This window comes from Streptomyces sp. NPDC051582 (assembly GCF_040681715.1).
In the GTDB taxonomy this organism is placed as follows: Bacteria; Actinomycetota; Actinomycetes; order Streptomycetales; family Streptomycetaceae; genus Streptomyces.
Genome location: NZ_JBFAZJ010000006.1, coordinates 97,398 through 111,246, shown reverse-complemented (window position 1 = coordinate 111,246; position 13,849 = coordinate 97,398). Strand labels below are relative to the sequence as shown.

The window sequence follows — 13,849 nt, the reverse complement described above, 5'->3', positions numbered from 1 at the left end:
TCCGCCGGCACCGGGCGTCGGGCGTCGGCGGGCGTCGGGCGCCGGCGGCGCCGCGTCAGCCGCCCACGTAGACGTCCTCCACGTAGCGGCCGTCCGCCATCAGCCCCCGGAGCCACTCGGGGGCCGTCGACGCGTCCTTCCCGCTGTACCGGACGTACAGCCGCCGGAAGGCCTCGCGGACGCCCGGGGCCATGCGCGAGCCGTCCCCGCAGACGTGGATGCGGGCGCCCGCCTCGGTCAGCCGCCAGACCTCCTCACCCTCCGCCTCGATCCGGTGCTGTACGAAGCGGACCTCCCCCTCGGGCGCCAGGGAGAAGGCGGGGCGCATGGACACGGCGCCCTCGCGGTCGGCGTCCTCCAGCTCCGCCCGGTGGAGGTAGTCCACTTCCGGGTGGTCGCAGCCGAAGTAGCAGAGCGCGGGAGCCAGCTCGGCTCCCGACGCGCGCAGCGCGCGGCGGTCGGCGATGGCCCCCCGGAAGGGCGCGAGGCCGGTACCCGCGCCGATCATGATGACCGGCGTCCGCTCGTCGTGCGGGATGCGGAAGGCCTCCCGGCACGGCTGCACCCGGGCGAGGACCGTGTCGCCGGGACGTACCCGGTGCAGGTACGAGGAGCCCACTCCGCGGAACACCCCGTCCCGGCCCGATCGGTGGGGGGCTTCCAGGAGCGAGACCATCAGGTCCGCCCGCCCCGGACCCGCCGACGGGGACGAGGAGATGGAGTAGTGGCGGGGGCGCATCGGCTCCAGCAGTTCCAGCAGAACGGGCCACGGCAGACGGCCCCGGAGCGCGGGGTGCTCCTCGACGAGGTCCACGAGGCTGCCCGGGCGGGCTCCGTCCGTCCCCGCGGCCCCTGCCGCGATCCGTTCCAGTGCGGCCTTCTCCGGCGGGCACGGGTTGTGGGCCGCGAGGACGGCCGCGTGCTCGGCCGTCACCGGGGTCTGGAGCTCGACGTACCGGGTGAGCAGGTCGCGTACGGCGACGGGGCGGTCGAGCGGCAGGGCGGTCCGGCCGGGGCGGTGGCTCCGGATGTTCAGCACGGCGTCCTGGTCGACGCCCAGGGCCCGGGCCGCCCGCTCCACGTGCTCCGGGTCGTTGGCCGGCAGGACGGTGAGGTGGTCGGCGGTGCGGTAGCCGACCCCCTCGGGAAGTCCGACCCTCAGGAAGCGCTTCGACCTGCCCGCCGGGTGGCCGAGGTCGGCGAGGTCCCCGGTGTGCGTCACGGTCATCGGCTGCATGCCGTGCCGCCGGGCCAGCGCGTCGAGCGGCTCACCCGTGATCTCGACGACGTCGTGGGCCGGGCCGCCGGTCGACTGAGCCTGCGGGGAGGGGGCCACGGACTCCGGGTCGCCGTAGCGCTCCAGCAGCGTACGGCGCAGGGCGGCGGTGAAACCGCGTACCGCTCCCGCGAGGTCCCCGGAGGCGTCCGCCTCGCCGCGCTCCGTCAGCCGGGCCGCACCCGCCGAGGCGAGGCGGCCGTCGATGAGCGTGGGGACGTGCTGGTAGGTGGCGGCCCAGTTGCGGTCCCCGACGCCCAGGACGGCGTAGTGCACGCCTTCCGCCGCGCCGGGGCCCGCCTGTGTCAGCCAGGAGACGAATCCGGCCGCGTCGTCGGTGGGGCGTCCGTTGTACGAGGCGGCGACGACGACCAGCGGCCCCTGCGTCGGCAGCCCGCCGTCACGGTGGTCGTCGAGGGGCGCGACGTGCGTCTCGAAGCCCAGTTCCGCCGCCATGTCGGCCAGGTCCTGCGCGTACGCGCGGCAGGTGCCGAAGTTGGACCCGTGAAGCAGCGTCAGCTTCGTGCCGGGAACGGCCCGGGTGGGGGAGGCCCCCGTAACCGGCGACTGCTCGTCCCCTTGGTGGCCCGCCGACACGACCGCCCCGAGGGCCGTACGGTTGCCGGCGCGGTCCGCCGGGGTGCGCCGGCCCAGAGCCAGCGTGAACCCGTCGGGCTTGAGGGTGAGGGTCTCCTTGATGCGCAGCTCGTACCGCCCCTGGTCGATGAAGCGGTACCGGTGCACCAGCATGCCCAGCAGCATCGTCGCCTCGTGCAGGGCGAACTGACGCCCGATGCAGGCGCGTTCCCCGGTCCCGAACGGCTTGTACGCGTGCGGGGAACGGGCCGCCTCCGCCTCGGCGGCGAACCGGTCCGGGTCGAACTCCTCCACGTTGTCGCCCCACACCGGGTCGCGGTGCAGCATCGGTGTCAGCACCAGCATCCGCTGCCCGGCCCTGACCGGGAGGCGGCCGCCGATCACGGTGTCGGCGCGCGCCTCGCGTGCGAACGCGGCGGCGGTCGGCCACAGCCGCAGCGTCTCGTTCAGGACCTGGCGTACGTAGCGCAGCCTGCCGATGTCCTCGAAGGCGGGCTCGGGGTCCGGGTCGTCGCCCCACAGCGCGTCGGTCTCGGCCTGGGCCAGGTGCAGCACCGCCGGGTTCTTGAGGAGGTGGTAGAGCGCGAACGAGAGGGCGCCCGAGGTCGTCTCGTGGCCCGCGATCAGGAACGTGATCACCTGGTTCCTGATGTTCGCCTCGTCGAGCACCTCGCCGGACCGGGGGTGCGCAGAGCCCAGCATCAGGCCCAGCAGGTCGTCGGTCGAGGTGTCCCCCGAAGCCTTCCGCTGCTCGATCACCTCGTCCACGACGCGGGCCAGGTAGGCGGCGTCGGCGGCGAACGCCTCGTCCTCGGCGGTGTGGTCCGCGCCGGGCACCCGGCCGAGTTTGGCCTGGCTGTGGGTCAGGGCCCGTACGAGTGCCCGGACGAACGGGTGCGCCTGCTCCCGCTCGAAGGAGGCGAAGTCGTAGCCGAAGCCGGACAGGCCGATGGTGTCCAGGGTCATCCGGGTCATGTCCTCGGCGACGTCGACCGGGGCCGAGACGCCGGCGCCTGCGGTGAACCGCGCGTCCCAGGAGCCGATGAGCCGCTTGGCCACCCGCAGCATGTGCGGGTGGTAGGTCCGCATCGAGGTGAGGGCGAAGGCCGGCAGCAGGATGTCGTGCGCCTTGGCCCAGTTGGGCTCGTCGTTGTACGCGGTGAACAGTCCGTCGGCGGCCACCTCGCGCACGTTCTCCAGCGCCGGGCCGATGCCCTTGACGAAGCGCTGCTCGTCGGACAGTTCCTCCACCAGCGCCGCCGAGCTCACGAACACGGTCTCCCGGTCGTGGAAGCGCTGGACGAAGACCGGACCGAGCCGGCGCGCGTGCCCCATGGCCGTCTGCAGGGGGGTGCTCGTCATGCCCGCTTCGCTCACGTCGACGACCGGCGGGTGCGCGGCGGCGTCGAGGGGTCCGGCACCGGTGGTGTGCGATTCATTCATGGCTTCTGCCTCTTCTGGTCACGTCAGCCGTGTCGTGTCCACGGTGACGCGGCCGCCGCGGCGATGGCGGTCGACGACTACCTATTCTTGTAGGGGTGTTTTCCGTTCCGAGCCTTGATCGGGGGCAGTTGGCCGTGGCAGAGGAAGAGCCCGTGACACAGCCGTCACGGCATGCGTCCGACGAGGCCGCGGCGGCCTGGCGGTCGCGTTTCGTCAGCCTGTTCGACAGGGCGCCCGTGGCACTGGCGATCAGCGACGCGTACGGCCTGATCCTCGGCGCGAACCCCGCGTTCGCCTCCGCATGGCGGCTCCAGCCGGGAAAACTGGAGGGCCGCCGCCTCCTCGACATCCTCACCCCGACCAACGAACGGCAGCTGCACCGGCTGGACGAGGCCCTGCGCTCGCGCCGCAGGTCCCGCTATCCGGTCGAGGTGACCTGGCAGGTCGGGGGAACGGCCCGGCACGGCCGGGTCACCGTCGAACCGGTCTCGGACCCGCAGGACGACATCCCCCGCCTGCTGGTCTCGCTGACCGAGGAATCGTGCGAAGGCCCGCCCGACGCGCCACCGCAGGACCCGGCCAACGGCCTGAGCCCCCAGGAGGCGCGCATCCTGCCGCTCGTCGCCGCGGGGGCGGCGGGGTCGGCCATCGCCCGCGAGGTGGGCCTCACCGTCGACGGGGTCAACTACCACGTGACCCGCCTGTGCCGACGGCTCGACGTACCCAACCGTCCCGCCCTGATCGCCCGCGCCTACGTCCTGGGCCTGCTCGACCCCGTCGCGTGGCCCCCGCGTACGGTGTCGACCGCCGCGGACCGGCCCTGAGGCGGCAGCCCGCGCCCTGCCGTCAGGTGCCGGGGGCGCGCCCCTTGGGCTGGCGGGGTTCGGGGGAGTCGGGCGCGGGCGGGACGGGGAGGTCCGTCGGCGCGTCCGTGGTGAGCGCGACCGGGGTCCCGTGGTGCAGCACGGTGACGGGCTCTCCGGACAGGAGCGTGTAGCGGGCGGTCGACTGGCCCATGTCGACGCGGATCAGCCGCTCCTGGACACGCACGTTGAAGGCCAGCCGCGTGAGCGAGGAGGGCAGACGCGGCGCGAAGAGCACCGGGGCCCCCGGCTCCCCGGTCCGCGTGTCCCCGGACGGCTGGTCCTGCGGTGGTGCGCCCGGGGCCGGCCGGATGCGCCGCAGCCCGCCGAGACCCTGGACCAGGGCGATCCAGGTGCCGGCGAGCGAGGCCATGTGGAGGCCGTCCCGCGTGTTGTGTTCGAGGTCGTCCAGGTCCATCAGCGCCGCCTCGCGGGTGTAGGCCCAGGCGAGGCGCAGGTGCCCGGTCTCGGCGGCGAGCACCGCCTGGCAGCAGGCGGAGAGGGAGGAGTCCCTGACCGTCAGCGGCTCGTAGTACGCGAAGTTGCGGGCCTTCTCCTCGGCGGTGAACTCGTCCGGACACGTGAACATGGCCAGGACCAGGTCCGCCTGCTTGACGACCTGCTTGCGGTACAGGTCGAAGTACGGGAAGTGCAGGAGCAGCGGGTACTGGTCCTCGGAGGTCCCCTCGAAGTCCCAGGGCTCCTGGTCGGTGAAGCCGTCGGACTGCTCGTGCACCCGGAGCCGCCGGCTGTACGGGATGGCCGTCCGCGCGGCGGTGTTGCGCCAGTCCGCGATCTCCTCGGCGCTGACGCCGAGGTCCGGTGCCCGGTCCGGGTGGAGCGCGGCGGCGTCCGCGGCGGCGCGGAGGTTCCGCCGGGCCATGGCGTTGGTGTAGAGGTTGTCGCGTGCGATGGCGCTGTACTCGTCGGGACCGGTGACCCCGTCGATGTGGAAGACGCCGTCGGCGTCGAAGTGGCCGAGCGAGCGCCACAGCCGCGCGGTCTGCACCAGCAGGTCGAGTCCGGGTCCGCGGTGGAAATCCCGGTCTCCGGTGGCGAAGACGTACCGCTCCACGGCCGCGGCGATGTCGGCGTTGACGTGGAAGGCGACGGTTCCGGCGGGCCAGTAGGCCGAGCACTCGGCGCCGTTGATCGTGCGCCAGGGGAAGGCCGCCCCCTCCAGCCCCAGTTGGCGGGCGCGCTCCAGCGCGCGGGGAAGCGTGGAATGCCGCCAGGCGAGGGCCGAGGCCACGCCGTGCGGCGCGGTGTGAGTGAGGACGGGCAGGACGAAGGACTCGGTGTCCCAGAAGGCGTGGCCGTCATAGCCGGTGCCCGTGAGGCCCTTGGCCGGGATGGGGCGCCGCTCACCCCGGGCGGAGGCCTGGTAGAGGTGGAAGAGGCCGAACCGGACGGCCTGCTGGACCTCCTCGTCGCCCTCCACCTCGACGTCGGCCCGGGACCAGAACTCGTCCAGGCAGGCCTTCTGCGCGTCGAGCAGCCCCTGCCACCCGGTGGTGCGGGCTCCGGCCAGACCGCCCTCCACCTGGTCGCGCACGGCGGGCAGGGAGCGCTCCGCCGACCAGCCGTAGGCCACGAACTTGACGAGTTCGAGCCGTTGCCCGGGTTCCAGGGTGGCGGTCACGGTCAGGCGGGCGACGTCCGGTTCGCTCTCGGCGGCCCACGCGGTGCCGGCGGGGCCTTCCACGATGTGGTCGGCCGCCACCGCGACGCGCTGCCCGCTGGTGGCCGTGCAGTGGATCAGGCGCAGCCGGGTGTCGTTCGCGTAGTGCTCCTCGGGGAGCAGCGGGGAGTCGACGGCGGCGGCCATGCGCGGGTCGCCGGAGGCCGTGGGCAGCTGCTCGTTGGCGACGAGCTCGGACTGCACGGCGATGGTGGCCGGCCCGTTGACGGTCTCGACGGTGTACGAGATCGCGGCGACGGCCCGCTGCGCGAGGGAGACCAGGCGGTGCGAGGTCAGGCGCACGGTCCGGCCGGAGGGCGTGGTCCACTCCACGGCGCGGCTGAGGACGCCGCCGCGGTAGTCCAGGACGCGTTCGTGCGAGAGGAGTTCGCCGTAGCGCAGGTCGAAGGGGTGGTCGTCGACGAGCAGCCGGATGACCTTGCCGTCGGTGACGTTGATGATCGTCTGCCCGGACTCCGGATAGCCGTACCCGGCCTCGGCGTAGGGCAGGGGGTGGCTCGCGTAGACGCTGTTGAGGTAGGAGCCCGGCAGGCCGTGCGGTTCGCCCTCGTCGAGGTTGCCGCGCCAGCCGAGGTGACCGTTGGACAGGGCGAACACGGATTCGCTCTGCGCGAGGACGTCGAGGTCGAGGGCCGTCTCGCGCAGCTGCCAGGGCTCGGTCGCGAAGTTCTCGTGAGTGATCATCCGCGGTCCAGCAGCTCGGAGAGGTCGGTGACGACGACGTCGGCCCCGTGCGCGCGCAGCTCGTCCGCCTGGCCGGTGCGGTCGACGCCGACGACGAAACCGAAGCCGCCCGCCTTTCCGGCGGCCACCCCGGCCAGCGCGTCCTCGAAGACGGCGGCATCGCGGGGTTCGGTGCCGAAGAGGCGGGCGGCGGCCAGGTAGCTGTCGGGGGCGGGCTTGCCGCGCAATCCCTGCTCGGCGACGGTGAGGCCGTCCACCCGCTCCTCGAAGAGGTCCTCGATGCCGGCCGCCACCAGTACGTCACGGCAGTTGGCACTGGAGGAGACGACGGCCCGGTGCAGGCCCGCGTCGCGCACGGCGCGCACGTAGGCCACGGAGCCCTCGTAGGACTCCACCCCCTGCTCGCGGATCGCCCGGAGCACCAGGTCGTTCTTGCGCGTGCCCAGGCCGTGGACCGTCTCCCGGTCGGGACCGTCGCTCCCCGCGCCCTCGGGCAGCGTGATGTCACGCGAGGCGAGGAAGGTGCGCACTCCGTCCTCGCGGGGGCGGCCGTCCACGTACTCGTCGTAGTCGTGCACCGCGTCGAAGGGCACGAAGGGCGAGCCGTCGCGGGTGGCGCACTGACGCAGGTAGTCGTCGAACATCTCTTTCCAGGCGGCCGCGTGGACCTTCGCGGTCCGGGTGAGCACGCCGTCGAGGTCGAAGAGGCAGGCGCTGACGTGGTCGGGGAGTCCCAGCATGCCGTCGAGGCTAGGAGGGCGCGACGGCCGACGGGCACTGCGGCGCCCGCGGGAGGGGCGCGGTGCCCCGTACGGCTGAGGGGGTGTGGCGTTCGGCGCAACGCGTCCGTCGCCTCACCCCGCCGAGGGCAGGCCCCGATCGGGCAGGTGCCACCGATAGGGGGCGGCGAGCGGACCGATGGCCGCGGGGCCCCAGGACCCGGGGGCGTACGGGACGACGGGCGGGGGCGCGTCCAGCAGTGGCGCGGAGACCTCCCACAGGCGTTCGATGCCGTCCGAGCGGGTGAAGAGGGACTGGTCGCCGAGCATGGCCAGGAGGATGAGGTGCTCGTACGCCTCCAGGGCGTTCTCGGCGGTGAAGGAGCTGTGGTAGTCGAACGCCAAGTCGGCTTCCGCGAGCTGCATGGTGGGGCCCGGCACCTTGGCGAGGAAGCGGGCCGTGATGGAGCCGGGGTCGGCGAAGTCGATGACGAGTTCGTTGGCGCGGCCGTCCGCCGCCTCCCGGGCGTCCAGGGGGAACATGCCCAGCACGGGCTCGCGCAGGCCGAGGGTGACGACGTGCCGGCCCTCCGCCAGTGCCTTTCCCGAGCGCAGGTGGAAGGGCACGCCGGCCCAGCGCCAGTTGTCGATGTCGACGCGCAGCGCGACGAAGGTCTCGGTGTCCGAGGCCGGATCGACCCCGGGCTCCTCGCGGTAGCCGGTGTACTGGCCGCGTACGACCTGCGCCGGGTCCAGGGGCCGCATGCTGCGGAAGACCTTGACCTGCTCGTCGCGCAGCGACTGCGCTTCGAGGGCGACCGGCGGTTCCATCGCCACGAATCCGAGCAGCTGGAACAAGTGCGTGACGACCATGTCGCGGAAGGTTCCGGTGCCCTCGAAGAAGCGGGCGCGACCCTGGATGTCGATCTGTTCGGGCACGTCGATCTGCACGTGGCTGATGTGCTCGCGGTTCCAGAGCGGCTCGAAGAGACCGTTGGCGAACCGCAGGGCGAGGATGTTGTCCACCGCCTCCTTGCCGAGGAAGTGGTCGATGCGGAACACCCGGGACTCGTCGAACACGGCGTGGACGGCCGCGTTGAGCGCGCGGGCGGACGCGAGGTCCGTTCCGAACGGCTTCTCGACGATGACGCGCGCGTCCTGAGCCAGCCCGGTGGCACCGAGCAGTCCGACGACGGAGGCGAACGCCACGGGCGGGACGGCGAGATGGAACAGCCGCCGCGGGCTGCCGCCGATGGCGCGCTCGGCCTCGCGCACCGCCGTCACCAGAGGCTCGGTCGCATCCGTGTCGGCCGCGCCGAAGGACAGGGCGGCCTCGAACTCCTGCCACGCGGGGCCCTCGGGGCGCGAGCGGCCGAACTCCGTCACGGCCCGGCGCGCGTGGGCGCGGAACTCCTCGTCGCTCAGGGCCTCGGCAGCAGGGGCGGAGCCGACGATGCGGTAGCGCTGCGGCAGGAGACCCGCCTTGGCCAGGTGGAAGAGGCCCGGGAGCAGTTTGCGCCTGGCCAGGTCACCCGTCGCGCCGAACAGTACGACGACGTGGTCCGCGGGGCGCGGCCGGGGCTGCGAAGCGCCGGAATCCCTGTCCACGGCGGGCCCCCTCACGCGTCCGCGCCGGGGCGCTTCTCGGCATGGCCGCCGAACTCGCTGCGCATGGCGGACAGCACCTTGGCGGTGAACTCGCCGAGCCCCCTGGACTCGTAGCGCTCGTAGAGGGAGGCGCTGATCACCGGGGCGGGCACGCTTTCCTCGATGGCCGCCAGTACGGTCCAGCGCCCTTCCCCGGAGTCGGAGACGCGCCCCGAGAAGTCGTCCAGTTGCGGGGAGCGGGCCAGGGCGTCGGCGGTGAGGTCGACCAGCCACGAGCCGACGACCGACCCGCGGCGCCACACCTCGGCGACTTCGGCCACGTCGATCTGGTACTGGTAGGCCCCGGGATCGGACAGGGGAGCGGTCTCGGCGTCCGCGGTACGCGAGCTCAGGCCGGCGTCGGCGTGCCTGATGATGGCGAGGCCCTCGGCGATGGCGGCCATCATCCCGTACTCCACGCCGTTGTGGACCATCTTCACGAAGTGACCGGCGCCGCTGGGCCCGCAGTGGAGGTAGCCGTGCGGCGCGGTGCCCCCGGTCCGGGTCCGGCTGGGGGTGGGCTCGGCGCTGCCGGTTCCGGGCGCGATCGTACGGAAGACGGGAGCGAGCCGCTCCACGGGGCCCTGCTCGCCGCCGATCATGAGGCAGTAGCCGCGGTCCAGGCCCCAGACGCCCCCCGACGTGCCGCAGTCGACGTAGTGGATGCCCTGCTCGGTGAGGGCCCGGGCCCGGCTGATGTCGTCCCGGTAGTAGGAGTTTCCGCCGTCGATGACCGTGTCGCCGGGCTCAAGGAGCCCGACGAGCCGGTCCAGGGTCTCCTGGACCACCCCGGCCGGCACCATGAGCCACACGGCCCGGGGCGGCTCCAGCCGCTCGACCAGCTCCTCCAGCGAGAAGGCCGGCGTCGCGCCTTCCCCCTCCAGCGCGCGTACGGCGTCGGGGCTGACGTCGTTCACGACGCAGCGGTGGCCGTCCCGCATGAGCCGGCGCACCAGGTTGGCACCCATCCGGCCGAGTCCGACCATTCCGAGCTGCATGGGCGCGTCCGATGTCATCGCCGTGCTCCCGTTCTCCCGCTCCTGGCCGCGAGCGCGCGTCACGCGCCGTCCCGGGCGCGCGGCACCGTCCGTGCCACCTTCCCCCCTCCGCGCCCCACTGTGCCCGCCCGCCCCCGCCCCGGCACCCGGGACTCCGCCACTCGGGGCGCCGGGAGAAAACATTTCGTTTCGCGGCGGCTGCGCCCGTACGGTGACGCGATGGTGCACGTGCGGGAGATGGACGCGGCCGACATCGAGGCCGTTTCGACGATCAGGGTCCGGGGATGGCAGGCGGCGTACGCCGGCATCGTTCCCCGGACGCATCTCGATGCGATGACGGTGGAAGACGACGCCGGCCGGCGGCGGCAGTGGTTTTCCCGGCCCGGACGAACGTCACGTGACCTCGTCGCGCTCGGTGACCGCGGTCCGGTGGGGTGGATCTGCTTCGGGCCGTGTCGAAGCGAGATGCCCGCTCCGGAGCGGGTCGGTGAGGTCTACGCCCTGTACATCACCCCGGACCTGCTCGGCAGGGGCATCGGCCGGACCCTCTTGGGCGAGGCCCATGCGCAGATGGGGGGCCAGGGCTTCGAGGCCTCGGCCTTGTGGGTTCTGAGTGACAACCAGCGAGCCCGGCGCTTCTACGAACGGTCCGGCTACCGGGCTGACGGTGCGGTCCGGGACGACGTCTACGACGGGATCACTCTCACGGAGCTCCGCTACCGGTGCGTGCTGTGAGCCCTCACGGGGAATCCGGGCTCCGTGGCGCGCGCAGGCGTACGGCGAGGGCGGCGACGTCGTCGTCAAGGCGTCCCTTGCTGTGACGCAGGAGGTCTCGGTGGAGAGCGGTGAGCACTTCGCGGGGCGCCAGCGGGGGCTGTCGGCCCAGCCAGGCCGCCAGCGGGAAGAACTCGCCGTCGCGGACGTGGGCTTCGGCGATCCCGTCCGTGTAGAGCAGCAGCAGATCGCCGGGGGCGAAGTCGAAGGTGTCCACGCTGTAGTGGTCGCCGATCAGTTCCGCGAGGCTGAGCAGCGGCGAGGGGGAAGCGGATTCGAGGATGCGCAGTTCCCCGCGGTTCAACAGCAGAGGCGGGGGATGCCCGCAGTTGAGGACATCGATCCGGCCGCCCTCGTGCGGGATCTCCACCAGCAGGGCGGTGGCGAAGCGTTCCATCGGACCGTCGGAGGGAAAGGAGGAATTGTACCGGGTGCTGCTGGCGTCCAGCCTGCGGGCGATGTCCACCAGGTCGCTCCCCCCGTGGGCCGCCTCGCGGAAGGCGTTGACGATCGCGGCGGCTTCTCCCACCGCCGGCAGGCCCTTGCCCCGCACGTCCCCGATGAGCATCCGGATCCCGTACGGGGTCTCCACCACCTCGTAGAAGTCCCCGCCGATCCGGGCCTCCGCCGCCGCCGCGAGGTACAGCGACTCGATCTCGATGTTCCCGAAGCGCCGCGGCAGGGGGCTCAGCACCACCTGCTGCGCCGCGTCGGCCACGAGCCGCACCTGGAAGAGGGTGCGCTCCCGCTGGAGCCGGGCGTGGCTCCCGTAGGCGGCGGCCACGGTGACCGCGATGATCCCGGCGGCCGTCCACCACGTCCCCAGGTCGGGGAAGACGAGGCTGAGGCCGATCATCAGGAGGAGGCACACCGTCCCGAGCAGAACGGTGGGGAGGACCGGCCACATCGCGGCGGCGAGGGCCGGCGCGGCGGGCAGGAGGCGGCTGAAGGCCATCTCCGGGGGAGTGGCGTAGGCCAGGCTGGCAATGACGACCATCAGGATGACCGGCGACAGCCGCACAAGTCTTCCCGGGCCGGGGCGCCGACGGAGCCACGGTCGTCCAGACTCGATCACATTTCCTAGAATATCCGCGTAATCGGGACATGGCGCTGCGATGTGTCAGCGGGGGCCGTCGGGCGGCCCCCGCTCCCGGACGCCTTCGGGCGGGTGTCAGGGGCTCGGTGGCGGGGCTTCCGGGTCCCTGCCGGCGCGGTCGTCCTTCGGTTTCGCCGGTGCCTCGTCCTGTGCCGGACCGATGCGGATCTCGAAGTCGCCCGCGTACTTCTCGTGGCCGGCGATCACGGCTTCCTCCACCGCCTCCTCGGCGAGTTGGCCCCGGACGATCAGCGGGTCCCGGCGGAGGTCCCGCAAGAGCGCCCAGCACATGCCGATCATCACCAGGACGAACGGGGCCGCGACGAGGATCGTCAGGTGCTGCAGGCCCGCGAGGGCGTCTCCCTTGCCCTGACCGACGAGCAGCATGACGGCCGCCACCCCGCCGGTCACCACTCCCCAGAAGACGACGATGAACCGGTCGGGTTCGAAGCTGCCCTTCTGGGAGAGGGTGCCCATCACGATCGACGCCGCGTCGGCGCCGGACACGAAGAAGATGCCGACCAGGACCATCACGAGCAGGCTCATCACGCCGGCGATGGGGTACTCCTGGAGCACGCCGAAGAGCTGCGCCTCGGGCGTGGTCGCACCGCTGAGGCTGCCCTGCTCCTTCAGGCGCATGGCCGTACCGCCGAAGATCGCGAACCAGACCAGGCTCACGGTGCTCGGCACCAGGATGACGCCGCCGACGAACTGCCGGATCGTACGTCCCCGGCTGATGCGGGCGATGAACATGCCGACGAACGGGGTCCAGGAGATCCACCAGGCCCAGTAGAAGACGGTCCAGCTGCTCAGCCAGTCGGCTACGTCACCGCCGCCGGTGGACGCCTCGGTGCGGCCGACCAGCTGGGGCAGCTCCTCGAAGTACGCGGCGAGGGAGGTGGGGATCAGGTCGAGGATCAAAATGGTGGGGCCGACGACGAACACGAAGACCGCGAGGACGACGGCCAGCACCATGTTGATGTTGGAGAGCCACTGGATGCCCTTCTCCACACCGGAGACGGCGGAGAAGACGAAGCAGACGGTCAGGACGCCGATGATGGCGACGAGCAGCCCCGTCCCGGCCTTGTCCAGCCAGCCCACCTCGTGCATGCCGCTGCCGATCTGGAGCGCGCCGAGTCCCAGGGAGGTGGCGGAACCGAACAGCGTGGCGAAGATCGCCAGGATGTCGATCACCCGGCCCGGCGCGCCCTCGGCGCGCTCCTTCCCGAGGAGCGGGACGAAGACGGCGCTGATCGTCTGCCGCCTGCGGCGCCGGAAGGTGCTGTACGCGATGGCCAGGCCCACCACCGCGTAGATGGCCCACGGGTGCAGCGTCCAGTGGAACAGGGTGGTGGCGAGCGCGGTCTGCATGCGGTCCGCGGCATCGGCGGGGTCGGTGCCCGGCGGCGGGGTGGTGAAGTGCGCGAGGGGTTCGCTGACGCCGTAGAACATCAGGCCGATTCCCATGCCGGCACTGAACATCATGGCGACCCAGGAGACGGTGCTGAACTCCGGCTTCTCGTGCTCCTGGCCCAGCTCGATCCGTCCGTACCGGCTGATGGCGAGCCAGAGCGCGAAGACGACGAACCCCGAGGCGGCCAGGACGAACGCCCAGCCGCCGTTGTGCATCAGGCCGTTCAGCAGCGTGTCGGAGACGCTTTCCAGCGTGCTGGTGGCCGTGACGCCCCAGATCACGAAACCCAGGGTCAGCACGGCGGTGACGCCGAAGACCACCCGGTCGGTGACGGGCGCCTTGTCCTCCTGCGGATGACGGCCGGGCAGGGCCGCCTTCACGGGCAGCCGCGGCCTCTGGCGCCGTTTACTTTGCTCCTGGGACACAGGTGCCACCCTTCGCGATCATGGCCGGATTCGGCTCCTGCTATCCCGTACCACGGCGCGCGGGTCCAGCCGTGCGTGACTCGCCCGGCCTGCGCCGTTCCAGGAAGGCGGCGCCTTCGGGCCCGGCGGCGGCGAACGGCGCGCCGGCCCGTTCCGTGCGTGCGGAAATCCGTGGGCGCGGGCGGGGTTTGGGGGCCGCGATCGGGGACAC

Annotated in this window: 9 protein-coding genes; 2 read left to right on the top strand and 7 right to left on the bottom strand. The window is 72.4% G+C overall.

Annotated elements, in window-relative coordinates:
• Positions 1–55: 55 nt before the first annotated feature.
• Entirely contained in the window at positions 56–3,316 is a 3,261-nt protein-coding gene (locus tag AB0M92_RS10820; protein WP_366101761.1) for a cytochrome P450, read from the bottom strand.
• Positions 3,317–3,468: 152 nt separating this feature from the next.
• Here AB0M92_RS10820 and AB0M92_RS10815 point away from each other — a divergent pair, with 152 nt between their 5' ends.
• The gene (locus AB0M92_RS10815; RefSeq protein ID WP_366101760.1) at positions 3,469–4,140 is read left to right on the top strand and encodes a PAS domain-containing protein; all 672 of its coding nucleotides are present in this window, start codon (positions 3,469–3,471) and stop codon (positions 4,138–4,140) included.
• A 22-nt stretch (positions 4,141–4,162) separates the two neighbouring features.
• Here AB0M92_RS10815 and AB0M92_RS10810 read toward each other — a convergent pair whose 3' ends face one another.
• The 4 genes from AB0M92_RS10810 to gnd form a co-directional block, all read right to left on the bottom strand.
• Complete coding sequence (locus AB0M92_RS10810) at positions 4,163–6,565, bottom strand: glycosyl hydrolase family 65 protein (RefSeq protein WP_366101759.1); 2,403 nt, start codon at positions 6,563–6,565, stop codon at positions 4,163–4,165.
• Positions 6,562–7,305 carry a beta-phosphoglucomutase family hydrolase gene (locus tag AB0M92_RS10805; protein WP_366101758.1) on the bottom strand — a complete coding sequence of 248 codons (744 nt, stop codon included), beginning with the start codon at positions 7,303–7,305 and terminating at the stop codon, positions 6,562–6,564. The genes AB0M92_RS10810 and AB0M92_RS10805 overlap by 4 nt, the downstream gene beginning before the upstream one ends.
• Positions 7,306–7,419: 114 nt before the next feature.
• A complete protein-coding gene (zwf, locus tag AB0M92_RS10800) occupies positions 7,420–8,892 on the bottom strand; it encodes a glucose-6-phosphate dehydrogenase (protein ID WP_366101757.1) in 1,473 nt (490 codons plus the stop codon).
• An 11-nt stretch (positions 8,893–8,903) separates the two neighbouring features.
• A complete protein-coding gene (gene gnd / locus AB0M92_RS10795; protein WP_366101921.1) occupies positions 8,904–9,929 on the bottom strand; it encodes a phosphogluconate dehydrogenase (NAD(+)-dependent, decarboxylating) in 1,026 nt (341 codons plus the stop codon).
• A gap of 237 nt (positions 9,930–10,166) precedes the next feature.
• On the opposite strand from gnd, the gene AB0M92_RS10790 reads away from it, so the two are divergent.
• Positions 10,167–10,664: a GNAT family N-acetyltransferase gene (locus AB0M92_RS10790; RefSeq protein WP_366101756.1), complete on the top strand. Its 498-nt coding sequence runs from the start codon at positions 10,167–10,169 to the stop codon at positions 10,662–10,664.
• A gap of 4 nt (positions 10,665–10,668) precedes the next feature.
• Here AB0M92_RS10790 and AB0M92_RS10785 read toward each other — a convergent pair whose 3' ends face one another.
• Both AB0M92_RS10785 and AB0M92_RS10780 read right to left on the bottom strand, forming a co-directional pair.
• The gene (locus AB0M92_RS10785) at positions 10,669–11,724 is read right to left on the bottom strand and encodes a PP2C family protein-serine/threonine phosphatase (RefSeq protein ID WP_366101755.1); all 1,056 of its coding nucleotides are present in this window, start codon (positions 11,722–11,724) and stop codon (positions 10,669–10,671) included.
• Positions 11,725–11,874: 150 nt separating this feature from the next.
• Positions 11,875–13,599, bottom strand: coding sequence for a BCCT family transporter (locus AB0M92_RS10780; protein WP_366101920.1), 1,725 nt, complete (start codon positions 13,597–13,599; stop codon positions 11,875–11,877).
• Positions 13,600–13,849 lie beyond the last annotated feature (250 nt).